We start from the raw sequence: 24,648 nt of genomic DNA on the forward strand, positions 1-24,648 counted from the left end.
CGATGCAGCGGGTGTGGACTGCATTCTGGTGGGCGACTCGCTGGGCATGGTGTGCCAGGGCCTGCCCAGCACGGTGGGCGTGTCGCTGGACACCATGGCCTACCACACGGCCAGCGTGGCGCGCGGCCTGCAGCGGGTGCAGGGCACCACCTGGCTGGTGGCCGACCTGCCCTACGGCACCTATGCCGAAAGCCGCGAGCAGGCCCTGCGCAGCGCCTGTGTGCTGATGCAGGCGGGGGCACACATGGTCAAGCTGGAAGGCGGCGGCTGGACGGCGCCCACGGTGGAATTTTTGGTGCAGCGCGGCGTGCCGGTGTGCGCCCACTTGGGCCTGACGCCACAGACGGTGCACGCCCTGGGCGGCTACCGAGTGCAGGGCAAAACCGACGACGCCGCCCGCACGCTGCGCCAAGAAGCGCACGAACTGCAGGACGCAGGCGCCGCCATGCTGGTGCTGGAGATGGTGCCTGCCGCGCTGGCCGCCGACCTGACGGTCGAGCTGCCGCACTGCCACACCATCGGCATTGGCGCGGGCAACGGCACGGCAGGCCAGGTGCTGGTGTTGCACGACATGCTGGGCATGAACCTGGGAAAGATGCCGAAGTTTGTGCACAACTTCATGCAGGACGCGGACAGCGTGCGCGGCGCCATGGAGGCGTATGTGCAAGCCGTCAAACAGGGGCGGTTTCCGGACAACGCCCAACACGCCTGGTAAACCGCCACCCCTCACTTTCGCCCACTGACTCCCTTTCACTCCATGCTGATTGCCCATTCCATTGCCGACCTGCGCCAGGCCCTGGCGCCCTACCGCCGCCCCGCCTTTGTGCCCACCATGGGCAATCTGCACGACGGGCACATCGCTCTGGTGCGCCAGGCCAAGCCCCTGGGCGACGTGACGGTGGCCAGCATCTTTGTGAACCGCCTGCAGTTTTTGCCCCACGAAGACTTTGACAGCTACCCCCGCACCTGGGAGGCCGATTGCGCGCAGCTGCGGGCCGCTGGTTGCGATGTGCTGTTTGCGCCGCGCGAAGGCGACCTGTACCCGCAACCACAGACCTTCAAGGTGCACCCCGACCCGGCGCTGGCCGACATGCTGGAGGGGCACTTTCGCCCCGGCTTTTTTGTGGGCGTGGGCACCGTGGTGATGAAGCTTTTTGCCTGTGTACTGGGCCAGACGGGCGGCACCGCCGTGTTTGGCAAAAAGGACTACCAGCAGCTCATGGTGATTCGCCACATGGTGCAGCAGTTTGCGCTGCCCATCGACGTGGTAGCGGGCGAGACCGAGCGCGCTGCCGATGGCCTGGCACTGAGCTCACGCAACGGCTACCTCAGCGCGCAAGAGCGGCAAGAGGCCGTGGCCCTGTCGCAGGCTTTGCGCCAGCTGGCCGAACGGTGGCGCCATCCATCCAGCGACCCTGCCGCGTTGGAACCCCAGGCCCTGGACGCCCTGCGCGCCCGGGGCTGGTTGCCCGACTACCTCACCGTGCGCCGCCGCGCCGATTTGTTGCCCGCCACGGCGGCCGATGCGCCAGGCACGCTGGTGGCACTGGGCGCAGCACGGCTGGGCAACACGCGGTTGATTGACAACCTGGAGTTCTGATTGAGAGCAGCGAACAAAACTCTTCTTGCGTCGTTGCAGCGTCTTGTCGTACTGCCCGTACTGCCTGCGACGCAGCGTCTAGCCAGAACCGCTTCGCTGAGTTTTGTGAGCTGCTCTTACTCCTATTTTCATAGCTACTAGCGCTTATTGGATAAGCGCTAGAGGCCAAAAACACTCAAAATTCACATCAAATCCACCCACTGCGGGCGAGCCACTGCACCAGCACGCGGGTGACCGCCTCGGGCTGTTCCATGGTCAGCATGTGGCCGCAGCCCGACAGCAGATGGTGGTCGGCACCGGGCACCAGCGCTGCCATTTCTGCGGAGCATTCTGGCGGTGTGAGCTGGTCGGCCTCGCCACACACCACCAGCACGGGGCAGGCCACGCGGGGCAGGTGCAGGCGCGCATCGGGCCGGTGGATGACAGCGCGGTTCTGGCGGACCAGGTGGGCGGCGCCAGCGTCCAGTACAAAGTCCAGGTAAGCCTGCACCAGCCCCGGCCGGGTGGTGTTGTCGGGGTGAAACGCCAGCGCCACGTTGGGCTCGATCACCTCGCGCAGGCGACCTTGTTCAAACAGTTCCATCGCCGCCTCGCGCAGGGCGCGCATGTCCGGCGTTTCAGGCCGCGCCGTGGTGCCCAGCAAGGCCAGCCCCGCCACGCGGTCCGGCGCTTGGCGCGCTGCCTCCATGGCCACCATGCCGCCCATGGACGCCCCGGCCAGCACCAAGGGGCCGGCGTGCTGCGCCAACACCCGCGCAGCGAAGTCTTCGATGGAGTGCAGCGCCACGTCCTGGTGGGCCGTGGTGACCTCGGGCCGCAGCGCAGCGGGCAACAGCGGTAGCATGCCGCGCCACATGCGTTCATCGGCCGCCAGGCCGGGCAAAAGCAGAAGTTGGGGTTGCAAAGACATGGCAGAAAAACCGTGTTGTCACCAAGATGGTGCTATGGATTGAATGTGCGCGGGCGCAGGCCTGATCGACTGGTTTCAAGACCCGCAGCGCAGATTGTGAACAGGCCATGAACAAAAAGCATAGCCCAGGGAATAGTTACCCACGATGGCTCGGGACTTGCTAGCATGCCCGGCATATGCCCATCCACGCCGCGCTCCACCACGTCACGCACTACCAATACGACCGGCTGGTCGGCCTCGGGCCGCAAACCGTGCGATTGCGACCTGCCCCCCACTGCCGCAGTACCGTGATTTCGTACTCGCTCAAGGTCGAGCCCGAGCAGCACTTCATCAACTGGCAGCAAGACCCGTTCGCCAACTACCAGGCGCGCCTGGTGTTCCCCGAAAAAACGCGCGGTTTCAAGATCACCGTCGACCTGGTGGTCGAGATGGCGGTGTACAACCCCTTCGACTTTTTTCTGGAGCCTGACGCCGAAGAGGTTCCGTTCAACTACAGCGACGAGGTCCAGCAAGAGCTCGCGCCCTATCTGGCGGCCGATCCGATCACCCCGCTGGTCCAGGCCTACCTCGACAAGGTCGACCGCAGCCCGCAGCGCACGATTGATTTTCTGGTCAAGCTCAACCAGCAGGTGGCCAACGACATCCGCTACCTCATCCGCATGGAGCCGGGCGTGCAAGGGCCCGAGGAGACGCTGCAAAAAGCCAGCGGCTCGTGCCGCGACTCGGGCTGGCTGCTGGTGCAACTGCTGCGCCACCTGGGGCTGGCGGCGCGGTTTGTGTCGGGCTACCTGATTCAACTCACGCCCGACGTGAAGGCGCTCGATGGCCCCAGCGGCACCGAAGTCGACTTCACCGATCTGCACGCCTGGTGCGAGGTGTATCTGCCCGGCGCGGGCTGGATTGGCCTGGACGCCACCAGCGGCCTGATGGCGGGCGAAGGGCATATTCCGCTGGCCTGCACACCCCAGCCCTCGGGTGCCGCGCCCATTGAAGGTGGCGTGGACGAAGCCGAAGTGGAGTTCAGCCACGAGATGCGCGTGACGCGCATTTATGAATCCCCCCGCGTTACAAAACCCTATACCGAAGACCAGTGGCAGGCGGTGCTGACGCTGGGCGACCAAGTGGACGCCGATCTGCAAGCGGGCGATGTGCGGCTGACCATGGGCGGCGAACCCACCTTTGTGGCCGTGAGCGACCGTGACGCCGCCGAGTGGAACACCGACGCCCTGGGGCCCACGAAGCGCGGCTTTGCCACCGAGTTGATGCTTAAGCTGCGCGCTGAATATGGCCAGGGCGGTTTTCTGCACCTGGGCCAGGGCAAGTGGTACCCCGGCGAGCAGTTGCCGCGCTGGGCGCTCTCGATCTGTTGGCGCGCAGACGGCCAGCCCGCATGGACCAACCCCAGCCTGTTTGCCGATGAACGGGAACCGTCGCACTACACCAGCGACGACGCCCAGCGTTTTGTGCGCCACCTCACCGGCAAACTGGGCATCACAGACCGTTTCATCCGGCCCGGCTACGAGGACACCTTCTACTACCTGTGGCGCGAGCGGCGCCTGCCCGTCAACGTGGACCCGTTTGACGCGCGCCTGGACGACGAGCTGGAACGCAACCGCCTGCGCCGCGTGTTTGAGCAAAAACTCGACACCGTGGTGGGCTATGTGTTGCCGCTTCATGCCATCGACCCTGACGAAACAGGCGCGCGGGCAGGCAGCCCTTGGAGCACGAGCCCTTGGTACTTCCGCGGCGACCGCATGTTCCTGACCCCGGGCGACTCGTCCATGGGATACCGCTTGCCGCTGGACGCGTTGCCGTGGCTGAGCGCAGCCGACACCGACCAGCTCATCCCCCAAGACCCGACCGTTCCCCAGGGCCCGCTGAAGGCCGCCTCTGCCTTGCGTGCACGGTATGCCACCGCAGCGGTCCCTGCCGTGGTCGGCGACCGCGACCTGCCTTACCTGGCAGGCGCCACCGCCCCCGGCGAGGCGCGCCGTGTGGTGCAGGGCACGGCAGGCGGCGACCACGCGCGCCAAACCGGGCAACCCGATCCCCACGCTGATCTGCAGCCGCCCAAGCGGTTTCAATCGGCGGCCGGGTTGTCGCGCACGGCTTTGTGTGTGGAGGTGCGTGACCCGCGCCGCGCCAGCGGCCCCAAGGCCGAAAAGGTGGGCGAGAAGTACAGCGTGCTGTATGTGTTCATGCCGCCGCTGCAGCGCCTGGAAGACTACCTGGACCTGCTGGCCGCCGTGGAAGCCACGGCGCACGACCTGGGCATGAAGATCGTGCTGGAGGGCTATCCGCCACCACGCGATGTGCGCCTGAAGATTCTGCAGGTCACGCCCGACCCCGGCGTGATCGAGGTGAACATTCACCCCGCCAGCAACTGGCGCGAACTGGTGGACCACACCGAGTTTCTGTACCAGGCCGCGTGGGAGACGCGCCTGTCGGCCGAGAAGTTCATGACCGATGGCCGCCACACCGGCACCGGGGGCGGCAACCACTTTGTGATGGGCGGCGCCACGCCTGCAGATTCGCCGTTTTTGCGCAAGCCTGAACTGCTGGCCAGCCTGCTACTGTACTGGCACAACCACCCCAGCCTGAGCTACCTGTTCAGCGGCCTCTTCATCGGCCCCACCAGCCAGGCGCCCCGTGTGGACGAGGCCCGCAACGACCAGTTGTACGAGCTGGAAATTGCGCTGCGCGAGATCGAGACCAACCGCGCCACTTATGGGCAAGACATGCCGCCCTGGGTGGTAGACCGCACGCTGCGCAACATTCTGGTGGACGTGACGGGCAACACCCACCGCAGCGAGTTTTCCATCGACAAGATGTACTCGCCCGACAGCAGCACCGGCCGCCTGGGCCTGCTGGAGCTGCGCGCGTTTGAGATGCCGCCCCATGCCCACATGAGCGTGGTGCAGCAACTGCTGCTGCGGGCCCTGATTGCGCGTTTCTGGAAAACCCCTTACCGCGCCCCGGCCGCCCGCTGGGGCACCGAGCTGCACGACCGCTGGATGCTGCCCACCTTCATTCAGCAGGACATGCACGACGTGGTGGCCGACATGGTCGAAGCGGGCTATGCGTTTGACCCCGCGTGGTTTGCGCCGCAGTTCGAGTTCCGCTTCCCCATGGTCGGCACGGTGCAGTCGATGGGGGTGGAGCTGACGCTGCGCAACGCGCTGGAACCCTGGCACGTGATGGGCGAAGAAGGCTCTGCGGGCGGTACCGTGCGCTATGTGGATTCGTCGCTCGAACGCATCGAGGTGCGCGTGACCGGCCTCAATGAAAGCCGCCATGTGGTCACCGTCAACGGCCAACCGCTGCCGCTGCAGACCACGGGCACCACCGGCGAGTTTGTGGCCGGTGTGCGCTACAAGGCCTGGAACCCGCCCTCGGCCCTGCATCCGACCATTGGCGCCCACGCACCGCTGACGTTTGACATCGTGGATACCTGGATGAACCGATCCGTCGGTGGGTGCCAATACCACGTGGCCCATCCGGGCGGCCTGAGCTACGACAGCTTTCCGGTCAACGCCTATGAGGCAGAAAGCCGCCGCCTGACGCGCTTTACCCGCATGGGGCACACGCCGGGCAGGCTGGCCGTGCCCCCCGCCACCATCAACCTGCCGGGCAGCCGGGAGTTTCCGTTCACTTTGGACTTGCGGCGCAAGATGCGGCCGTAGAAGAAGCCCCCCTGAGTCGCTGCGCGCCTTCCCCCCAAGGGGACGACGCCCTCGCGGCGGGGCGGCCCTTGCTTGGCGTCCCTGGCCTGGGGCGCGCCAGTTTCGCCGGGTGTGGGTAACCCGCAGAGTCCTGGAGACCAAATGCCCGAGAATCCAGCGCAGTGGAACCATTGAACGACACCCTTTTCCCCCTGGATGCACAGGACACCGCCGCCGGTATGGCCATGGCCCTGGCGCCAGCCGCCGCGACCGGGCATTTTGACGAGCTGCGTGGCTGCGACCTGACGCCGCACACCCATGACAACCACAACGACGACGATGACGACGAAGCCAAAGATGAAGGCGGCGAAAAGCCACCGGGCAGCGAAGCCTCGGTAGACGCGCCCCCGGCATCAGCATCCATCGAACCTGGCATCTCCAGCACTTGGACTGACTTTTTCGAACACTTGGGGAGCGCTGGGTTTGAAGACCTGGACCGGCGCACCCAAAGCCTGCAGCGGCAGGTGCGCGACAACGGCATCACCTACAACGTGTACGCCGACGCGGACGGTCCACAGCGGCCTTGGTCGGTGGATCTTTTCCCGCTGATTCTGTCGCAGGACGACTGGGCCCACATTGAACACGGGGTACAGCAACGGGCCCGGCTGCTCGACCGGGTGATGGCGGATGTGTATGGCCCGCAAGAGCTGCTCCGCAACGGACTGATTCCCAGCGCGCTGGTGCAGGGCCACCCGGGCTATCTGCGCGCCCTGCATGGCGTCAAGCCCGTGGGCGGCAACCACCTGCACATCGCCGCCTTCGACATGGCCCGCGATGCGCAGGGCGACTGGTGGGTGGTCACGCAGCGCACGCAGGCGCCGTCGGGCCTGGGGTACCTGCTGGAGAACCGGCTGCTGATCTCGCGGCTATTCCCTGAGGCTTTCAGCCAGATGCATGTGCAGCGCCTGGCCGCGACCTATCGGGCCCTGCTCGACGGACTGCGGCAAATGAGCCCCGCGGGCCAGGACGCCCGCATCGTGCTGCTGACGCCCGGCCCCTACAACGAGACCTACTTCGAGCACGCCTACCTGGCACGCTATCTGGGCCTCACACTGGTGGAGGGCAACGACCTCACGGTGCGCGACGACCACCTGTATCTCAAGACGTTGCACGGACTTCAGCCGGTGCACGGCATCCTCAAACGGCTGGACGACGAGTTTCTGGACCCACTGGAACTGCGCAGCGACTCGCGCTTGGGCGTGCCGGGCCTGTTGCAGGCGATCCGGGCAGGCAACGTGGTGGTGTCCAACGCGCCGGGCTCGGCGTTTCTGGAGTCGTCGGCGCTGCTGGGGTTCATGCCCGCGCTCTCGCGCCATTTGCTGGGTGAAGAGCTTGCGCTGCCCGCCCTGCCCACCTGGTGGTGCGGCGAGCAGGCGGCTCTGCAAGAGGTGCTGCCTGAACTGGCCCACAGCGTCATTCGCCCCACCTGGCCCATGGCACAACGCACTCCCGTGCTGGGCGGGGCGCTGTCCCCGCAGGCGCTCAAAGAGTGGTCCCAACGCATCGAGGCCCAGGGCGATGAATACACCGTGCAGGCGCACTTGCCACTGTCGCAGATGCCCACCTGGCGCACCGACCACCGGGGCAGCCACATCTCGCCCCGCTCGGTGATGTTGCGGGTGTTTGCAGTGTGCGATGGCCCCGACTCCTGGCGCGTGTTGCCCGGCGGGCTGGCCCGCATCGCCAACGATGACCGCGAAATCACCTCCATGCAGCGCGGTGGCAGCAGTGCCGATGTCTGGGTGCTGACCGATGGCCATGTGGACAAGACCACCCTGCTGGCGCACAACCAGAACGCGCCCGCGGTGGTGCACCGCAGCCGCCGCGTGACCAGCCGTGCGGCCGAAAACCTGTTCTGGCTGGGCCGCTACACCGAGCGCACCGAGAACGCGACCCGGCTTGCGCGCATCGCCATCCAGTGCCTGAACGGCGAAGACCAATCGTCCCAGCCGCTGATGACCTGGCTGAGCGCCATGGCCGTGGGCCAGGGCCTGGTGCTGTCCACCGTGCCCCCTGCAACGCAGGCACGGCGGGTGTTTGAGCGCTCGCTCATTGCCGGGCTGACCAATGCCGCGCAGGTCACCAGCGTGGGCTACAACCTGCGCGGGATCATGGGCGCAGCCTCGGCGGTGCGCGACCGCCTGTCGCAAGAGCACTGGAATCTGATCGTGGGCGCAGAAGCAGAGTTTTTTGCGCCATGCCCCGGCGCGGCCGAAGACGCTGACTACTCGCCGCTGGAAGCCCTGCGCCAGCTTGAAGCACTGAGCGGCCGCACCGCCGCAATGACGGGCCAACAGACGGACCGCATGACGCGCGACGACGGCTGGCGCCTGCTGTCCATCGGCCGGCATCTGGAGCGCCTGGGATTTCTGGCGGCCACGCTGGAAAGCGGGCTCCAGACGGGCGCGGTGTCGGACGAAAGTGGCTTCGAGGCCATGCTGGGGCTGTTCGACAGCACCATCACCTTTCACGCACAGTACCAACAACGGCGCGACATGCCGGCCCTGCTTGACCTGCTGGTGATCGACCGGGACAACCCGCGGTCGCTGGCCTGGGTGGCGCAGACCCTGCGCGGGCGCATCGCCAAGATCGAAGCTGCGGCGGGCACACCGGGGGAGTCTGCGGGTTTGGGCATTCCGGATGCGTCCGACGTGTCGCTCGCGGCCCTGTGCGCGCAGGATGACGCAGGCGAGTACGTGGCGCTGGAGCAGTACCTCCATGGCTGCGTTCAGGGTGTGCAGGAGCTGTCGGACGTGCTGGCCACGCGCTATTTCACACACTCTGCCGACGCGTTGCGGCACAGCGTGGGAGCATGATTTGAGACACCCCCCTGAGGCGCTGCGCGCCTTCCCCCCGCTCTCGCATCGCTGCGCGCTACGGGCAGGGGGACGCAGCCCTCGCTGCGGGACGGCCCTTGCTCGGCTGCCCTCGCCTCGGGCGCGCCGGTTTCACACAGCCTCCGATTTCATAAACTGATTTCCATGAAACTGCGCGTCATCCACGAAACGGTGTACCACTACACGCCAGCGGTGCAGAACGCCCAGCACATGGCCCATCTGCGTCCGCGCACTGATTTGGTGCAACGCGTATTGACCCATTCGCTGCAGGTGGAGCCAGCACCAACCCAGTGCCACACGATGGAGGACGTGTTTGGCAATACCCGCGCGTTCTTCAGCCTGCCGTTCACCCACGACGCGCTGCGTGTGCGCGCCGAAAGCCTGCTGGAGACAAGCAATCCCCCCGTTGCACCGCCCGGCGAACCGTGGGAGATGGTGCGCGAGCGCCTTTGTTATCGGAGCGGGCTGCCCTATCAACCCGCGGCGGAGTTTGGTTTTGCCTCGCCCTACATCCCGCGGCATGCCGAATTTGTGGCGTATGCGCGGGAGAGTTTTGCGCCGGGGCGCCCTCTGATGGAAGCGGCCCGCGACCTGATGTCGCGCATTTACGCCGATTTCGCATACACAGCCCACGCCACAGACGCAGGCACGCCCGCACTGGAATCCCTGCGGCTGCGCCGTGGGGTGTGCCAGGACTTTGCCCACGTGATGATCGGCTGCCTGCGCAGCATGGGCCTGGCCGCGCGGTACGTAAGCGGCTATTTGCTGACCGAACCGCCGCCGGGCCAACCCCGGCTGGTGGGGGCCGATGCCTCGCACGCCTGGGTGTCGGTGTGGTCACCCCCTCCAGATGGTGAGCGTGAAGGAAGTGACCCCGCAGGAAACACGGAGTGGTTTGATCTGGACCCGACCAACGACCGCGCTGCGGGCGAAGACTATGTGACCCTGGCACTCGGGCGCGACTATTCAGATGTCTCGCCAGTGCGCGGGGTGATCCATGGCGGCGATCACCACGTGCTGCAGGTGGCCGTGACTGTGGAGCCCGCTACGGCATCGCCAGCAGCTCCCGCAACGGGTGACGCACCGGCCGATACCGCCCCGCTCACGCCGTCGACGGAACGAGAAAATCCCGGCTGATCCGCCCGCCCAGGTCGTTCACGCGTTCGAGGAACTGGGTGAGGTAGGCATGCAGTCCGTTGGTCAAAATCTCGTCGATGTGCGCAAACTTGAGGTGCGCCAACAGCCGCCCGGCGTGGCGCTGGGTCTCGGCCGACCGGCCGCTGCTCAGCATGTCCAGGTTGCCCATCACTTCCTTCATGCAGGCGTGCAACGACCGCGGCATGTCGGCGCGCAAGATCAGCAGTTCGGCCACGCGCTCAGGGGTGATCACATCCCGGTAGACCTTGCGGTAGGTTTCAAAGCCTGAAACGCTCAGCAAGACCGCGCTCCAGTGGTAGAAGTCATAGTCTTGGTCCTGCGCAACGGCGGCGCCAAAAAAGTCGCTTTGTACTGCGTGGAACTTCACGTCCAGCAGCCGGGCGGTGTTGTCGGCGCGCTCCAAAAATGTGCCCAGCCGCATGAAGTGCAGCGCCTCGTCCTGCAGCATGGTGCCCACCGTCACCCCGCGCGAGAGGTGGGACCGGAACTTCACCCATTCAAAGAAGTGCGCCGGGTCACTCTCCAACGCCCCTTCTTGAATCAGCCGATTCACTTCGAGCCATGTCTGGTTCTGGATCTCCCAGGCCTCTGTGTTCAGTGCGCCGCGCACCGCTCGTGCGTTCTCTCGCGCTGCCCGCAGGCACGCGACGATGGACGAGGAGTTGGCCGGGTCTTTGACCATGAAGTTCAGCACCTTGGCGGGAGTCACTTCGCCGTGCTCGGCCATGTAACTGGGCAGCAATTCGCTGATGGACAACAGCCCCTGCCAGCCCAGAAGTGCGATCTCTGGCGACTGTGGCAACAACGCGCTCTGGTAGTTCACATCCAACATGCGGGCGGTATTTTCTGCCCGCTCGGTGTAGCGGGACATCCAGAAAAGGTGGTCGGCTGTGCGGCTTAACATGCAACCTCCCCAGGCACCGAGCCCTGCATCCGCTGTGCCCTGCCAAGATCGCCGGGCGACAAAACTCTGGTATGCGTCTTCATAAGAGTCAACCTCCTGCCCGACTTCAAGCAAGTTCCAGGCCGCCCGCCCCTGGCCATCTAACGGAAGGCATTTACCGCAGAGTTTGCATCAAAATAGGCTCTAGCGCACGTCCTTATTGACTAGTTTGCTACTCTTTTTGACAGCTTGTTTTGCGATCAGTGCAGGTGCCAGGACGCCTGCAGACGGTTGGACTGGTGCTGGCGCTGGTGCGGGGTCAGGCAAAGGCGCAGGCGCAGCTGCAGTAGTCACAGGGGCCGCGGGCCGGTTGGCCACTTCCCGCACCATGTCGTGCACAAAACGGAGCTTCTCAAGCGCCTCCCCGGCCAGTGCAAACGGGTACGCATCGGGTTGGCCGAGGCTGCGGGTCAGGCTGTTGAGCAGCAGGGTCAATGGCACCAGTTGCAGCAGCATGGTGTCGAAGTCCGGTGCGGGTTTGGAAAAGGGGTCTAACGCGCTGCTGCGCTGCGCGCCGTAAATACCGGGAACCGTGATTTCAGTGCCGTAGCTGGCCGAGGTTTCCAGCAGGTCGATCATGTGCAGGTAATGGGCCCAGGTCTCGGCCCAGTCCTCCCAAGGGTGGGCGGCGGCATAGGCGCTCACATGTCGCTCTGCCCAGTCGCCCACGTCGTTGCCCTTGGCATAGTGCGCGTCGAGTGCAGCGGCGTAGTCCTGGCTTTCGTCACCGAACACGCTGCGAAAGGCCTCCAGCCGCCCTCCGTCACGCACCAGTTGGTCCCAATAGAAGTGGCCGGATTCGTGGCGCAGATGGCCGATGAGGGTGCGGTAGGGCTCGCCCAGCGCGATGCGGCGGCGCGCACGTTCGTCATCGTCCGCCTCGGCCACGTTGAGCGTGATGGTTCCGCTGTGGTGGCCCGTCAATATGGAAGGCCCACCCGGAAGGTCTGCCAGAAATTCAAAAATCGGTCCTGGACGCCCGGGCGCGGGCTCCAGCCCCAATCGGGCCAAGGTGTAGAACAACCGACGCTTGGCCGCTTCAATCTGCATCCAGCGCCCTCGGTTGGCGGTCTCGGACAGATCAGGCAGCACGCGGGTCTGGCGACAGGAGACGCAATACTCGGCGTAATCGTTGGCAGGCACTGCGAAATTGCAGGCCTGGTGTTCTGTGTGGTTGTGGCACAGCCGGTACAAACGCCCGCTGTATTGGGCGGTGCCTCGTCCGCCCATGCGCCGCCAAAGACCTGCGCCATCTTGAGGCGCAGGCGCCAAGGCAGCCATGGTGAGCGCATCCGGCAAAAATGCCAGCGTGCTGCCACAGTGCACACACTGCACGCTGTCGAAAAAAACCAGGTGACCGCAATGGTCGCAATTGAATACGCGCATGGTGTTGAGCTTATACCCAGTAGGGGGAGGCGAAGATCAAACGGCAGGGATGGGGGGACGAATGCCAGCAGTCTCTCGAAAGGCTTGCAGATCAAAAGAAGACTGCTTTGCGCGGCCCAATGCAAAAGAGCAGGCTCAAGGACGGGCCCCGAGTCTGCTCTGGTGTTGACTTCCGGTGTACTGGTGAGCTGACGCCCCCAGCACCGCAGTCAAGTGATCCGATCAGGGACGCACAACAATGCTGTTGCGTACTTCACGCACGTTTTTGGTGTTGCGTGCGATGGATTCGGCTTGGTTCTTTTCGGCTTGCGACTTGGCAAAACCAGACAGTTGAACGGTGCCATTGAGTGTTTCCACGCTGATGGACGTTGCAGACACGGTCTTGTCTTCAGCCATCTTTGCCTTCACAGCAGTGGTGATGCCAGCGTCGTCGACATAAGCGCCAGCAGTTTGCTGGTTGCGAGCCACGGAACAGCCAGTGGCTGTCACGATGGTGATGCCGGCGACAGCGGCGAAAGCGAGGGCACGTGCGTATTTCATGGTGTTGTCCTTGTTGAAAATGGTTGGGAACGCGGGTGCTGGAAAACATCAATCTGCCGGTCTGTTGCACCCTCCGCGACCGACGGACTGTGGGATAGAAGCCTCAAGAGCAGGTTTTGACTGTGCTCTCACAGCTTCGAAGATCTTTGCCTTAGTAAGAACCGCGGCGGCGGGACATCCAGAACATCAGCGTCGCCAACGCAGCACCCGATGCAGCGGCGATGACCAGCGACTTGCCAGGCTGCTCGGCCACATATTTGTTGGTGGCATCTGCGGCCTGATGCATTTGGCGGCGAGCACGGGCACTGGTTTCTGCGCAGTAATCAATGCTGCGGGCAGCCAGCTCTTGCGCACGTGCGGCCAGATCGTCAATGGCGGGGTCGGTACGGCTGCGCAATGCGCGCACACCGTCTTCGGCACGCTCGAGCGTGTTGTTGGCAGCGCTGCGGGTCGATTGAACAGCGTCTTGGGCGCTCTGCAGCACATCGTCGGCAAGCTTGTGGGCGCTGGTGGCAACTTTGTCGGTGGCAGTCTGGATGCTCATGAATTAACTCCTTGGGGTGTGGGTTGTGAGATGCGTGAAGCTTGGAGGCGGTGCGCGTGAATGTGGCGACTGTCAGCGCGGGTTAGCGCCGTTTCAGCAGGCCCAGCACAAAGGTCACCACGGCCATGATCACGAACACAAAGAACAGAATCTTGGCGATGCCCACGGCACCAGCAGCTATGCCGCCAAAGCCGAAGAGGGCTGCGATCAGCGCGATAACCAGAAAAACCACTGCGTAGTGCAACATTTCCATCTCCTTTTGTCGGGGCCGGTGTGTCGGCGGATTGAGTGGCGAGAGAACTTCAGCGCCTGGGGTTTACTGTAGGCGGCGACGTGTTTCGAAGATGCCGGTAGCCAGCGCGCAAGCGTGTCGGCAGCGCTACGGGGGCTTTGTAGGACATCACGCCTTAGCGTTATCCACTCATCCCGCAGACGACGGGCACGGGCGTGGTGCGCAGCGCCCGAGCACACCGATAGCGCATCAGCACCGGAAAAGACACGTACCACGCGCATGGGCGCGACCAATCCCCCGACCACACGGAGCGAGCATGGCGGTTGTGGAGAAATTTGCCAGAGCGGCAGGCGCTCTAAACCCGGGTTTAAGCGCTTGGCGCCTCGATCTTGGGCACTTCGCCAGAGGTGCGTTGCAAAGGCAACACAGCCGACAACAACGTGCCATCGCCAGGGCGCGAGGTGAGCGAAAGGCGCCCGCCTGCCGCCTCAACCCGATGGCGCATGCCCGCCAGCCCGTGCGATGTGGGACGCACTGAGGACGGATCAAACCCCACACCATCGTCGCGCACCTGCACTGCCACGTGGGTGGGGTAGGAATGCACGGATACCAGCACCTTGCGCGCCTGGGCGTACTTGCCGATGTTGGTGAGTGCCTCTTGGACCATGCGGTACACCGTCAATTGCGTAGCATCTGGCAGCTTGACTGCCTCCAGGCTGGTCTCGACCTCAATGCCCGCGCGCTCAGCGTATTCACGCGTGAGGATTTCAATGGCAGCCGTCAGCCCCAGATTGGAAAGCGACGAAGGCCGCAGGTCTTCGATGATGCGGCGCTTGAGTGCAATGCCGCTGTTCAGGGTTTCGGTCAGGTGCTTCAGTCGCTCGGCAATGTCAGGTGCCGTGGCGTCTATCTTGGATTTGAGCCGCGCCACATCCAGCTTGGCCGCTGTCAACAGCGCACCCAGTTCATCGTGCAACTCACGGGCGAGGTGTCCGCGCTCTTCTTCGCGCACCTCTTGCAAATGGTTGGCCAGCTCAGACAGCGTGGCGGTGCGGTCGCGCACCAGGCCTTCCAGGCGGTCACGCTCGCGTTCGAGCAGCGTCTGCTCCCGATGATTCACGGTTTGCAGCGCCTGCGCCTGGCGCAGATACATGTAGAACGCCAGCAAACCGATGGCCGTGACCGTGGCAATACCGATGCGCGACAGCATGAGCGACTGTTCGATCTGCTGCTTGCCAAACTCGACCCGCTGGTCACTGCGCGCGATCAGCTCCAGCGCATGCTTGCGAATCGCCTCCATGTGCTCCTTGCCCACGTCCGTGTGCAAGATGAACTTCCACGCATCCTCATTGCCTTGCCGACGCAAACGCAGGCTCAGCTCCATTTCGGCGAGCTTGCGCGAGATCTGGCGCGACAGAAGAGCGAACTCCTGCATGTCGTCTGGCGAGTCCATGAACTGGTTGCGCAAGCGGTCCAGATTGGTCTGCACCGTGGCCACAGCCTTGTCGTATGGCTCCAGATAGGTTTCGTTGCCCGTAAGCAGATAACCGCGCTGGCCCGTTTCTGCGTCCAGCATGCTTTGCAGAAGCGTATTGACGGCGCTGCGCGTGCTCTGGCCATGTGTCATCTGCTCGACGGCGTCCTGCGAACGCATGTGGCCCGTTTCGTTGATACCGACCAGAACCATGGCTGCAAGCAGCGCCATAGGCAGGCTCAACGCCATCTGGCGGACCTTTGGTAACCAGCGCCGGGTGTTTTCTTTGAGGTTCATACGCTTATTCTGGATAATGGCTGATCTTCAGGAAGTGGTGAAGCCCATGGACTGCCATGTCGGCCCACTTTGAAATCAACGCGCACCGGGGGTGGCAACGCCGCTCCCTTGAAAGAAAGATCAATGATCAAGATTGGCATTGTGGATGACCACGCGATTGTTCGTTCCGGGCTGCGGCAGTTCCTGTCGGAGCATGTGGATCTGCGGGTCGAAGGTGAAGCCGCCAACGGCCGCGAAGCCATTGACCTGGTGCGCAACAAGGAAATCGATGTTCTGCTGATGGACCTGTCGATGCCAGGCCAAAGCGGGCTGGACGCACTGGCCATGCTGCGCGCCAAGGCGCCCGACATGGGCATTCTCATCTTGAGCGGCTACCCTGAAGAGCATTACGCGATCAACCTGATTCGCCAGGGCGCGAGCGGCTACCTCAACAAAGAGTGCGAGCCCTCTGAAATTGTCGAAGCCATTCGCACCATTGCCTTGGGCCGCCGCTACCTGACGCCTGCTGTTGCAGAACTTCTGGCCCAGCAATTGAACCGCAAGGACGACGCGCCGCCCCACGAGCAGCTGTCTGAGCGCGAGTTTCAGGTCTTCCTCAAACTCGCCAAGGGTGAGACGGCAGGGGACATTGCAAAGGCGCTGTCGCTGAGTGTCAAGACGGTGAGCACCTACCGCACGCGCCTGATGGAGAAGATGAGCCTGTCGTCCAACAGCGATCTGACCTACTATGCGCTCAAGAACCGCCTGATTGACTGACATACAGGGTCTGCCTCAGTCTGGCGCGGCCGGACCGGGGCAGATCAGCCAGCAGCGCATGGGAAGAAATTGCAAAGGGAGTGTCCGCTCGAGCGAACAGTGAAAACGGACATCACATGGACGAACCGGATGCAGGCACACCCGGAACTGCAGCGTCCATCGCACTGGGGCTGCTGCTGTGCTGGATGCAATAGTCCACCAGCGCATCAATCTCGTTGGATTTGTCGAACACCGCATCGACCCCCAATTGCGCACAGCGCATACGGACATCGGGCGTGGCGTAATTGCTCAGCACCACCATTTTCTGCCCTGGGCGGCGCGTGCGGCACGCGGCCAATACGCCCAAGCCACTGCCCTGGCGCAAGAAGAGATCCACGATGGCCAAGTCCCATTGGTCGCTGTGTGCCGACAGCCAGTCTTTGCCTTCGTCTTCGGTTTCTGCCACACCCACGGCTTCTACAGACGCCAACTCTTCCAAAGTCCCAATAAGGTTCTCACGGATGGTCGCGTTGTCTTCAACAATGTAGGTGCGCAGTTTCACAGACGGGGTCCACTTTGGCGAACGTTGCAGGGTGCGCGGTTCGAACCTCAAATTTAGACGTTCAGAGGTGTGAATTCTGCCAGCGGCTGCACGCTGGGACTGTAGGAGTAATCCTACCTAACAACACTGCCACACACGGCACACTCGGGGGCTCGCTGCACGCGCATCGTGCTCCAGTCCATGGCCCTGCCATCCAGCATCAACAGCCGCCCCGCCAGCGTGGGCCCAATGCCCACGATCAGCTTGAGCGCCTCGGCTGCCTGCATGGCACCCACCACACCCACTAACGGCGCAAACACTCCCAGGGTGGAACAACGCTCTTCCTCGAAATCGGCCACGGGCGGAAAGATGCAGGCATAACAGGGAGACTGCGCGCTGCGCGGGTCGACCACCGTGATCTGCCCATCAAACCTGATCACCGCGCCCGCTACCAGCGGCGTTTGATGGCGCACACAGGCAGCATTGACTGCGTGCCGGGTAGCGTAGTTGTCGCTGCAGTCGAGCACCACGGTGGCGGCTTGAACCAACGGCTGCAACGACGCTGCATCCACACGCATTTTCAGCGCCGTCACCCGGGTCTCGGGGTTGATGTCTGCCATCGCCTGCGCCGCCGATTCAACCTTGGGCATACCCACACGCGCCGTGGTGTGCGCAATCTGGCGCTGCAGGTTGGTGAGGTCTACCACGTCATCGTCCGCCAGCGTGATGTGCCCAACGCCCGCCGATGCCAGGTACAGCGCGGCAGGGGAGCCCAACCCGCCGGCGCCAATGATCAGGGCATGCGAGGCCAGTACACGCTCCTGGCCTTCGATGCCGATTTCGTCCAGAAGAATGTGGCGGGAATAACGCAGGAGCTGGTCGTCAGTCATGGATCATCATTTGCAAAGGCAGCCCAACCAGCGGAAAGTCTGCGTGGGCGCGAACGGAGGCAAGCGTAAAAAAGGCCGGATTTCGCAAAAAATCCGGCCTTTGGAGCAGAGAGCGCGAAAGCTCAATTCTCTTTCTTTTCGTCCTTGCGTTCGGTCAGTGTTTTGCTAGCCAATACCGTGCGGCCTTTGAGCTGGTTCAGCGCCTGCACCAACTGGAAGTCTTTGTCGGAGCCAAACTCTGGAATCTTGCGGTCAGCCACGGGCTTCTTGGCCTCTTCTTCCATGCGCTTGCGGGCTTCTTCGCGGGCCTTTTCACGGGCTTCGTCTTTCTTTTCTTCGCCCTGGCCGCTGCCCAGGTGCTTGTCCAGATCTGCCTCGCGCATGCGCAGGGACGCAAAGATGTTGCCTTCTTCAGACTCATCGATCATCACGTCGGGAACGATGCCCTTGGCCTGAATCGATTTGCCACTGGGGGTGTAATAGCGTGCGGTGGTCAGCTTGATGCCGGTGTCCGGACCCAGGGGGCGCACCGTCTGCACGGAGCCCTTGCCAAACGTCTGGCTGCCCATGATGGTGGCACGCTTGTGATCTTGCAGCGCGCCCGCCACGATTTCGCTGGCAGAGGCCGAGCCTTCGTTCACCAGCACCACCAGAGGCACAGACTTCAGTGCAGCCGGCAGGCGGCGCAATGGGTCACCGCCGCCGCGGCGCTGGTAAAAATCGGGCGCTGCCTTATAGGTGGCCTTGCTGTCGGCCAACTGGCCATTGGTGGACACGACGGTCACGTTCGCGGGCAAGAAGGCCGCCGATATGGCCACTGCAGCGTCGAGCAAGCCGCCCGGGTCGTTGCGCAGGTCCAGCACCAGGCCCTTGAGGTTGGGTTCCTGCTTGTAGACCTCTTCCACCTTGCGCACAAAGTCGTCGACCGTGCGTTCCTGGAACTGCGAGAGCCGGATCCAGGCATAGCCAGGTTCCACGACCTTGCCCTTGACGGACTGGGTTTTGATTTCTTCGCGCGTGATGGTGACGGGGAAGGTGCGGCTTTCTTCCTTGCGGAAGATGGTGAGCGTGACCTTGGTATTGGGTTCGCCGCGCATGCGTTTGACCGCGTCGTTCAGCGCCAGCCCCTTCACCACTGTTTCGTCGATCTTGGTGATCAGATCGTTGGTCTTGAGGCCTGCGCGGAATGCGGGGGAGCCTTCAATGGGAGAAACGATCTTGATCAAGCCGTCTTCTTGCGTGATCTCGATGCCCACGCCCACAAACCGCCCGGACGTTCCTTCACGAAATTCCTTGAAGGACTTCTTGTCGAAATACTGGGAGTGCGGGTCCAGGCTGGCCACCATGCCGGTGATGGCGTCGGTGATCAACTTCTTGTCGTCCACCGGCTCGACATAGTCGGTCTTCACCAACCCAAACACCGCCGATAGCTGCTGGATTTCTTCCAGAGGCAAAGGCGTCATGGCGCCGCGCGCCACTGTTTGCAAGGAGACCGTGGTGAGCGCACCGGCCACCACGCCAATCGATACCCACCCTGCAATTTTGAGTTTGTGGCCCATACAACACCTTTACCGCTTCAAATCAATATACACCGACCGCCCTGTCTGCACGCTTTTAAAAGAGGCGGCAAACACGCTATTAGAAGGGCCAAACCCGTTGCGGTTCCACACGGGCGCTCGCTTGGCGAACAGAAATGGCAGGATTTCCCTGCCTTTACCTGATTTTTACGCCTTGCCCTGCGATGCCACGGCCGCCGCAGCCTTGGCAGCGGCCTCTGCATCGCCCAGATAGTAGTGGCGGATGGGTTTGAGGTCGGCGTCCAGTTCGTATACCAGTGGAATCCCGTTGGGAATGTTCAGGCCCACGATGTCGGATTCAGAGATCCCGTCAAGGTACTTGACCATGGCCCGGATGGAGTTGCCGTGCGCCGCCACCACCACGCGTTTGCCTGAGCGGATGGCGGGCGCCATGGCCTCGTTCCAGAACGGCAGCACGCGGGCGACGGTGTCCTTGAGGCATTCGGTCAATGGCACGTCGCCGTCTGACAGGGCCGCGTAACGGCGGTCACTGCGCTCGCTGCGGGCATCGGTTGCCTCCAGCGCCGGTGGAGGGGTGTCATAGCTGCGGCGCCACACCAGCACCTGCTCGTCGCCATATTGCTTGGCCATGTCCGCCTTGTTCAGACCCTGCAGGGCGCCGTAGTGGCGCTCATTCAGCCGCCAGTCTTTCACCACGGGCAGCCAGGTGGAATCCATCTCATCGAGCGTGTACCACAGGGTGTGGATGGCGCGCTTGAGCACGCTGGTGAACGCCAGGTCAAACTCATAGCCCTCGGCCTTGAGCAATTTGCCCGCCGACATGGCCTGGGACACACCGGTCGGCGTGAGGTCCACATCGGTCCAGCCAGTGAAGCGGTTTTCGAGGTTCCAGGTGGATTCACCATGGCGAATCAAAACGAGCTTGTACATGAGTTCCCTAGGAAAGGCGGGTCAAAATCAAGCATTCTAAAATTACGCTGTTCGCCAACCCAAGGAATCTTTGTGAAATTCATTATCGACAACTGGTATCTCTTCATCGTGGCACTGGCTTCGGGCAGCATGTTGCTGTGGCCGGTCCTCAAGAATGCCAGTGGCGGATCGCTGACGCCCGCGCGGGCCGTGCAGCTGATCAACCGTGAAAAAGCCGTGGTCATCGACGTGTGCGAGACCGAAGAATTCGCCACGGGCCACGTGACCGGTGCCAAAAACGTGCCTTTGGGCCAGCTGGAAGAACGCCTGCCCTCCGTGGTCAAAAACAAAGCCCTGCCGTTGGTGCTGGTCTGCGCCAGCGGCGCCCGCGCCAACCGCGCTGTGGGCATTGCCAAAAAGCTGGGCTACGACAACGCCCAGGCCATGGCCGGTGGCCTCAAAGCCTGGCGCGAAGCCAGCCTGCCAGTGGAAAAGGCGTAAACCGCCCCCACGTACCTTGGCTACACGGCAATTTGCCCCTTTTTGACCCCGTTGCTTCCAGGAGGATCGCCATGCAACCCGTGAAGATGTACACCACCGCTGTCTGCCCCTACTGCATCCGGGCCAAGCAGATCCTCAAGTCCAAGGGCGTGGAGCAGATCGAAGAGATCCGCATCGACACCGATCCGGTCGCCCGCACCCACATGATGGAGACCACAGGCCGCCGCACGGTGCCGCAGATCTACATCGGTGACACCCATGTGGGCGGCCACGATGACTTGGTAGCGCTGGACAGTCGCGGCGAGCTGATGCCCCTGCTGGGCGCTGCCTGACCCCCATCACAGGCGCTGCATAATGCAGCCCCATGTGCCCGCTGCGGGAGCTGCTCCCCGGCGGGTTTCGTTTTGCTGAAACCCCGTTTGCAAAGAGACTTTTCAACCATGGCCGACCAAGAAAACCCCGTGTTCCAGATCCAACGTGTCTACCTGAAAGACATGTCGCTGGAGCAACCCAACTCGCCCGGCATCCTGCTTGAGCAAGAGCAGCCCAGCGTGGACATCCAGTTGGGTGTGGAAGCCACGCCCGTGGCCGAAGGCATTTACGAAGTCGCCGTGACTGCCACGGTGCAGACCAAGATCCAGGACAAGACCGTGTTCCTGGTCGAAGTCAAGCAAGCGGGCATCTTTGAAATCCGCAACGTGCCTGAAGACCAGATGGGCCCCATCATGGGCATCGCCTGCCCACAGATCGTGTACCCGTACCTGCGTGGCAACGTGGCCGACCTGATCAACCGCGCTGGTTTCCCACCCGTGCACCTGACGGAAATCAACTTCCAGGCCATGTACGAACAGCAGCAAGCCCAAGCGGCTGGCGCGCCCTCGTCCATCCTGACGCAGTGAAGTAAGAGTACGCCCCCTGAGTCGCTTCGCGCCTTCCCCCTCTCTCTACGCGCTGCGCGCTATGGGAGGGGGACGCAGCCAGCGGCCTGGCGAAGCCAGTTCCGCGGCTACCTCGCTCCGGCCGCGCCAGGTCCATAGGCAGCGAGAAGGGATTAGCGCAGTTCGCCCTCAAATTTCAACATGTTTTAGGCCTCTAGCGCTTGATGGATAAGCGCTGATAGCTATGAAAATCATAGTATTAGGTGCCGGTGCCTGGGGCTCGGCGCTCGCCATGAGCGCAGCCCAGCACCCTGTCGGCCACGCGGTCACGCTGTGGGCGCGCGATGCGGCCCAAGCGGGGAGCATGCGTGCTGAGCGCCAGAACCCGCGTTATCTGCCGGGCATTGCCTTTCCCACGTCTCTGGCCGTCGCCGATGGCGACCTGGGTGTTCTGCTGCCCGGGGCCGACCTTGTCATCGTTGCCACGCCCATGGCCGCTTTGCGCAGCATGCTGCAGGCGCTGCGCGGTTGCACGGCGCCCGTGGCCTGGCTGTGCAAGGGTTTTGAGGCGGTACCCGCCGGAGAATCTGAGTCTTTTGGGCTGCTAGCGCATGAGGTGCAAGCGCTGGTAGCTCCTGAACTGATAGCAGGCGTCTTCAGCGGCCCCAGCTTTGCCCAAGAAGTGGCCCTGGGCCAGCCCACCGCGCTGGTGGCCGCCAGCGCCCATGCCCAAGTGCGCGATGCGCTGGTCAGCGCTTTTCACAGCCCCAGCGTGCGGGTGTACGCCAACGAGGACATCGTGGGGGTGGAGGTGGGCGGTGCAGTGAAGAACGTGCTGGCCATTGCCACCGGCCTGTGTGATGGCTTGGCGCTGGGGCTCAACGCCCGGGCGGCCCTCATCACCCGCGGGTTGGCCGAAATCACACGCCTGGGGCTGGCGCTGGGCGCGCGGCCGGACACCTTCATGGGCCTGTCAGGCCTGGGAGATTTGGTGCTGACGGCCACCGGAGACCTGTCGCGCAACCGGCGCGTGGGCATGTTGTTGGCAGAAGGCAAAAGTCTGCAGCAAGCTGTCGAATCGTTGGGACACGTGGCCGAAGGCGTCTACAGCGCCCGCACCGTGGCGCAACGTGCGCAGTTGCTGGGGGTGGACATGCCCATCACCCGTGCGGTGGTGGCCTTGCTGGATGGCCAGCTCACGCCCCCAAATGCCGTGGCGTTGCTGATGGGCCGGGAGCCCGCGTCAGAGCTGATTTAGCCCGCCCCCGCATCGTTCACGGCGAGACAGGCACAAAAAAGCCGCAGAGTGTTTCCCTCGAAGGGAACACTCTGCGGCTTTTTTGAGTTGCCGCGGGATCAAAACACGCCGAACAGCATCAGCAACAGAACAACAGAAAGTGGGACGCCGAGTAGCCAAGCAATGATGGGCATGGTGATCTCCTGAAAGGGGTTGAAGTGGATAAGTGATTTCACTGTATCGCCCCGCTTTTCCCGCCCGTGTGCGCCAGTGTTGCGCCTGACCGTAGGCGTGTACCTACCGGATGTCGGAGCGCAACCCGCAACCGACACCCGCTGCCCACAACCTCAAAGCCCCAGTTCCAGCGCCAGCAGTTCGTCCACCGTCTGGCGGCGGCGGATCAGCCGGGCCTGGCCGCCATCCACCAGCACCTCGGCGATCAGCGGGCGCGAGTTGTAGTTGGACGACATCGACGCGCCGTACGCGCCCGTGTCTTGGATGACGAGCAGATCGCCCACCTCGGCTGCAGGCAGGTCGCGCGGCAGCACCACGCCGCCATCGCCCTGCGTGAACACGTCGCCGGATTCACACAGCGGACCCGCCACCACCGTGGGGCGCTCGGCCTTTGTCGCGCCGTCGCGGCGCAGCACACTCATGGCGTGGTAGCTGCCGTACATGGACGGGCGCATGAGTTCGTTGAATCCCGTGTCCACCAGCACAAAGTGGTTGTTGCCCGCGTTTTTGGTGGCGCGCACCTCCCCCAGCAACACACCCGATTCGGCCACCAGAAACCGGCCCGGCTCGATCTCCAGGCCCAGTTGGTGGCCCACCACCGCCTCGGCCTGCTGCCGTGCGGCGTCCCACAGGCCGTAGTAATGCTGGGTGTCAATGACGGGATCGCCTGCGCGGTACGGAATGGACAGCCCGCCCCCGGCAGAAATGGCGTGCAGATCGTGCCCCGCCGCGTGTGCCGTGCGGACCAGGTTGACCATGGCGCCACACACCTCGGCCAGGTGGCTGTAGTCCACGCCCGAGCCAATGTGCATGTGCAGCCCCACCAGCTTCAAACCATGCTGCGCGATGGCGGCCAGCGCGGCGGGCAGGTCGGTGTGCCAGATGCCGTGTTTGCTGTGCTCGCCGCCCGTGTTGGTCTTGTTGCTGTGGCCGTGGCCAAAGCCGGGGTTGATGCGCAGCCACACGCTGTGGCCGGGCGACCGCGCGCCCAGCTGGTGCAGCATGTCGATGGAGCCCGCGTTGACGGGCACGCCCTGCTCCACCACGCAGTCCAGCGTGTCGGCATCGAACAGGTCGGCCGTGAACACGATTTCCGAAGGCCCTTCCACGCCTTTACCGGCCTTGTAGCCCGCCGCCAGCGCCCGCAGGATTTCGCCGCGCGACACCGCATCCACCTTCACGCTCTGCTCGCGCATGAGCTTGAGGATGTGGATGTTGGAACAGGCCTTCTGCGCAAAACGGACGGTGTCAAAGTTGGACACCTGCGCAATGCGCTGGCGGATGGTGGCGGCGTCATACACCCACAGCGGGGTGCCAAACTGGTCGGCCAGGGACCACAGCTGGGCGGGGGAAAAGGGGTTGGACATAAAGGCTCCGGAGGCACAAACAGGATGGAAGCCCGGATGATGCCCCGGCCGATGTATTTGGTCGAATGCTTTTATTTCCATCACCCATTCAGTATGGATATGCTGCGTGCATGACTGGCACGACTGAACCCCCCATGGCACACCGCATCACCCACCGGCACATCGAGGTGTTCCG

Annotated in this window: 22 protein-coding genes; 10 read left to right on the forward strand and 12 right to left on the reverse strand. The window is 63.5% G+C overall.

The features are described from left to right. Both panB and panC read left to right on the forward strand, forming a co-directional pair. Positions 1-715: 3-methyl-2-oxobutanoate hydroxymethyltransferase (gene panB, locus ACK41V_RS19905; RefSeq protein WP_409784892.1), on the forward strand; the 715-nt coding region annotated here is incomplete at its 5' end. 42 nt (positions 716-757) lie between these two features. Further along, positions 758-1,600, forward strand: a complete 843-nt coding sequence (panC, locus tag ACK41V_RS19910; RefSeq protein WP_409784893.1) for a pantoate--beta-alanine ligase — start codon at positions 758-760, stop codon at positions 1,598-1,600. Positions 1,601-1,787: 187 nt separating this feature from the next. On the opposite strand, the gene ACK41V_RS19915 is transcribed toward panC, so the two are convergent. Further along, on the reverse strand, positions 1,788-2,510 hold the full coding sequence (locus ACK41V_RS19915; protein ID WP_409784895.1) for an alpha/beta fold hydrolase: 723 nt from the start codon (positions 2,508-2,510) through the stop codon (positions 1,788-1,790). Positions 2,511-2,686: 176 nt separating this feature from the next. On the opposite strand from ACK41V_RS19915, the gene ACK41V_RS19920 reads away from it, so the two are divergent. The 3 genes from ACK41V_RS19920 to ACK41V_RS19930 all read left to right on the forward strand — a co-directional run bounded on the left by ACK41V_RS19920 (position 2,687) and on the right by ACK41V_RS19930 (position 10,206). Continuing rightward, positions 2,687-6,193, forward strand: a complete 3,507-nt coding sequence (locus ACK41V_RS19920) for a DUF2126 domain-containing protein (RefSeq protein WP_409784897.1) — start codon at positions 2,687-2,689, stop codon at positions 6,191-6,193. Positions 6,194-6,411: 218 nt separating this feature from the next. Beyond that, positions 6,412-9,048 carry a circularly permuted type 2 ATP-grasp protein gene (locus ACK41V_RS19925; protein ID WP_409784925.1) on the forward strand — a complete coding sequence of 879 codons (2,637 nt, stop codon included), beginning with the start codon at positions 6,412-6,414 and terminating at the stop codon, positions 9,046-9,048. 165 nt (positions 9,049-9,213) lie between these two features. Beyond that, positions 9,214-10,206 (forward strand): transglutaminase N-terminal domain-containing protein, encoded by a 993-nt coding sequence (locus tag ACK41V_RS19930; RefSeq protein ID WP_409784899.1) that lies wholly within the window; start codon positions 9,214-9,216, stop codon positions 10,204-10,206. On the opposite strand, the gene ACK41V_RS19935 is transcribed toward ACK41V_RS19930, so the two are convergent. From ACK41V_RS19935 to ACK41V_RS19960, 6 genes are all read right to left on the reverse strand, one after another. Next, entirely contained in the window at positions 10,172-11,131 is a 960-nt protein-coding gene (locus ACK41V_RS19935; protein WP_409784900.1) for an alpha-E domain-containing protein, read from the reverse strand. The genes ACK41V_RS19930 and ACK41V_RS19935 overlap by 35 nt on opposite strands. A gap of 183 nt (positions 11,132-11,314) precedes the next feature. Further along, complete coding sequence (locus ACK41V_RS19940) at positions 11,315-12,556, reverse strand: putative zinc-binding metallopeptidase (RefSeq protein WP_409784902.1); 1,242 nt, start codon at positions 12,554-12,556, stop codon at positions 11,315-11,317. Between the two features lie 222 nt (positions 12,557-12,778). Next, on the reverse strand, positions 12,779-13,096 hold the full coding sequence (locus tag ACK41V_RS19945; RefSeq protein WP_409784904.1) for a BON domain-containing protein: 318 nt from the start codon (positions 13,094-13,096) through the stop codon (positions 12,779-12,781). 151 nt (positions 13,097-13,247) lie between these two features. Next, a complete protein-coding gene (locus ACK41V_RS19950) occupies positions 13,248-13,640 on the reverse strand; it encodes a hypothetical protein (RefSeq protein WP_409784906.1) in 393 nt (130 codons plus the stop codon). A gap of 82 nt (positions 13,641-13,722) precedes the next feature. Continuing rightward, positions 13,723-13,887, reverse strand: coding sequence for a DUF1328 domain-containing protein (locus ACK41V_RS19955; protein WP_409784907.1), 165 nt, complete (start codon positions 13,885-13,887; stop codon positions 13,723-13,725). Positions 13,888-14,239: 352 nt separating this feature from the next. Further along, positions 14,240-15,643: a CHASE3 domain-containing protein gene (locus tag ACK41V_RS19960; protein WP_409784909.1), complete on the reverse strand. Its 1,404-nt coding sequence runs from the start codon at positions 15,641-15,643 to the stop codon at positions 14,240-14,242. 123 nt (positions 15,644-15,766) lie between these two features. Here ACK41V_RS19960 and ACK41V_RS19965 point away from each other — a divergent pair, with 123 nt between their 5' ends. Then, the gene (locus tag ACK41V_RS19965; RefSeq protein ID WP_100409415.1) at positions 15,767-16,399 is read left to right on the forward strand and encodes a response regulator transcription factor; all 633 of its coding nucleotides are present in this window, start codon (positions 15,767-15,769) and stop codon (positions 16,397-16,399) included. Positions 16,400-16,511: 112 nt separating this feature from the next. Here the strand turns inward: ACK41V_RS19965 and ACK41V_RS19970 are convergent, their stop codons facing one another. The 4 genes from ACK41V_RS19970 to gpmA form a co-directional block, all read right to left on the reverse strand. Then, positions 16,512-16,940: a response regulator gene (locus ACK41V_RS19970; protein WP_409784911.1), complete on the reverse strand. Its 429-nt coding sequence runs from the start codon at positions 16,938-16,940 to the stop codon at positions 16,512-16,514. Between the two features lie 113 nt (positions 16,941-17,053). Beyond that, a complete protein-coding gene (locus tag ACK41V_RS19975; RefSeq protein WP_409784912.1) occupies positions 17,054-17,809 on the reverse strand; it encodes a HesA/MoeB/ThiF family protein in 756 nt (251 codons plus the stop codon). A 122-nt stretch (positions 17,810-17,931) separates the two neighbouring features. Further along, positions 17,932-19,368 (reverse strand): S41 family peptidase, encoded by a 1,437-nt coding sequence (locus ACK41V_RS19980; RefSeq protein WP_409784914.1) that lies wholly within the window; start codon positions 19,366-19,368, stop codon positions 17,932-17,934. A 165-nt stretch (positions 19,369-19,533) separates the two neighbouring features. After that, entirely contained in the window at positions 19,534-20,277 is a 744-nt protein-coding gene (gene gpmA / locus ACK41V_RS19985) for a 2,3-diphosphoglycerate-dependent phosphoglycerate mutase (RefSeq protein ID WP_409784915.1), read from the reverse strand. A 72-nt stretch (positions 20,278-20,349) separates the two neighbouring features. On the opposite strand from gpmA, the gene ACK41V_RS19990 reads away from it, so the two are divergent. The 4 genes from ACK41V_RS19990 (at position 20,350) to ACK41V_RS20005 (ending at position 22,893) form a co-directional block, all read left to right on the forward strand. After that, complete coding sequence (locus ACK41V_RS19990) at positions 20,350-20,757, forward strand: rhodanese-like domain-containing protein (RefSeq protein ID WP_409784916.1); 408 nt, start codon at positions 20,350-20,352, stop codon at positions 20,755-20,757. Positions 20,758-20,828: 71 nt separating this feature from the next. After that, entirely contained in the window at positions 20,829-21,089 is a 261-nt protein-coding gene (gene grxC, locus ACK41V_RS19995; RefSeq protein ID WP_409784917.1) for a glutaredoxin 3, read from the forward strand. A gap of 108 nt (positions 21,090-21,197) precedes the next feature. Further along, positions 21,198-21,656, forward strand: a complete 459-nt coding sequence (secB, locus tag ACK41V_RS20000) for a protein-export chaperone SecB (protein WP_409784919.1) — start codon at positions 21,198-21,200, stop codon at positions 21,654-21,656. A 223-nt stretch (positions 21,657-21,879) separates the two neighbouring features. Continuing rightward, the gene (locus tag ACK41V_RS20005) at positions 21,880-22,893 is read left to right on the forward strand and encodes an NAD(P)H-dependent glycerol-3-phosphate dehydrogenase (protein ID WP_409784921.1); all 1,014 of its coding nucleotides are present in this window, start codon (positions 21,880-21,882) and stop codon (positions 22,891-22,893) included. A 326-nt stretch (positions 22,894-23,219) separates the two neighbouring features. Here the strand turns inward: ACK41V_RS20005 and lysA are convergent, their stop codons facing one another. Next, positions 23,220-24,473 (reverse strand): diaminopimelate decarboxylase, encoded by a 1,254-nt coding sequence (gene lysA / locus ACK41V_RS20010; RefSeq protein WP_409784923.1) that lies wholly within the window; start codon positions 24,471-24,473, stop codon positions 23,220-23,222. Positions 24,474-24,648 lie beyond the last annotated feature (175 nt).

This window comes from Acidovorax sp., from assembly GCF_046291265.1.
Classification (GTDB): Bacteria; Pseudomonadota; Gammaproteobacteria; order Burkholderiales; family Burkholderiaceae_C; genus Acidovorax.

What these genes read in the sequence shown, in the direction of transcription:
- panC (WP_409784893.1), top strand. Translation starts at nt 758, where the DNA reads ATGCTGATTGCCCATTCCATTGCCGACCTGCGCCAGGCCCTGGCGCCC.
- ACK41V_RS19915 (WP_409784895.1), bottom strand. Translation starts at nt 2,510, where the DNA reads ATGTCTTTGCAACCCCAACTTCTGCTTTTGCCCGGCCTGGCGGCCGAT.
- ACK41V_RS19920 (WP_409784897.1), top strand. Translation starts at nt 2,687, where the DNA reads ATGCCCATCCACGCCGCGCTCCACCACGTCACGCACTACCAATACGAC.
- ACK41V_RS19925 (WP_409784925.1), top strand. Translation starts at nt 6,412, where the DNA reads ATGGCCATGGCCCTGGCGCCAGCCGCCGCGACCGGGCATTTTGACGAG.
- ACK41V_RS19930 (WP_409784899.1), top strand. Translation starts at nt 9,214, where the DNA reads ATGAAACTGCGCGTCATCCACGAAACGGTGTACCACTACACGCCAGCG.
- ACK41V_RS19935 (WP_409784900.1), bottom strand. Translation starts at nt 11,131, where the DNA reads ATGTTAAGCCGCACAGCCGACCACCTTTTCTGGATGTCCCGCTACACC.
- ACK41V_RS19940 (WP_409784902.1), bottom strand. Translation starts at nt 12,556, where the DNA reads ATGCGCGTATTCAATTGCGACCATTGCGGTCACCTGGTTTTTTTCGAC.
- ACK41V_RS19945 (WP_409784904.1), bottom strand. Translation starts at nt 13,096, where the DNA reads ATGAAATACGCACGTGCCCTCGCTTTCGCCGCTGTCGCCGGCATCACC.
- ACK41V_RS19950 (WP_409784906.1), bottom strand. Translation starts at nt 13,640, where the DNA reads ATGAGCATCCAGACTGCCACCGACAAAGTTGCCACCAGCGCCCACAAG.
- ACK41V_RS19955 (WP_409784907.1), bottom strand. Translation starts at nt 13,887, where the DNA reads ATGTTGCACTACGCAGTGGTTTTTCTGGTTATCGCGCTGATCGCAGCC.
- ACK41V_RS19960 (WP_409784909.1), bottom strand. Translation starts at nt 15,643, where the DNA reads ATGAACCTCAAAGAAAACACCCGGCGCTGGTTACCAAAGGTCCGCCAG.
- ACK41V_RS19965 (WP_100409415.1), top strand. Translation starts at nt 15,767, where the DNA reads ATGATCAAGATTGGCATTGTGGATGACCACGCGATTGTTCGTTCCGGG.
- ACK41V_RS19975 (WP_409784912.1), bottom strand. Translation starts at nt 17,809, where the DNA reads ATGACTGACGACCAGCTCCTGCGTTATTCCCGCCACATTCTTCTGGAC.
- ACK41V_RS19980 (WP_409784914.1), bottom strand. Translation starts at nt 19,368, where the DNA reads ATGGGCCACAAACTCAAAATTGCAGGGTGGGTATCGATTGGCGTGGTG.
- gpmA (WP_409784915.1), bottom strand. Translation starts at nt 20,277, where the DNA reads ATGTACAAGCTCGTTTTGATTCGCCATGGTGAATCCACCTGGAACCTC.
- grxC (WP_409784917.1), top strand. Translation starts at nt 20,829, where the DNA reads ATGCAACCCGTGAAGATGTACACCACCGCTGTCTGCCCCTACTGCATC.
- secB (WP_409784919.1), top strand. Translation starts at nt 21,198, where the DNA reads ATGGCCGACCAAGAAAACCCCGTGTTCCAGATCCAACGTGTCTACCTG.
- ACK41V_RS20005 (WP_409784921.1), top strand. Translation starts at nt 21,880, where the DNA reads ATGAAAATCATAGTATTAGGTGCCGGTGCCTGGGGCTCGGCGCTCGCC.
- lysA (WP_409784923.1), bottom strand. Translation starts at nt 24,473, where the DNA reads ATGTCCAACCCCTTTTCCCCCGCCCAGCTGTGGTCCCTGGCCGACCAG.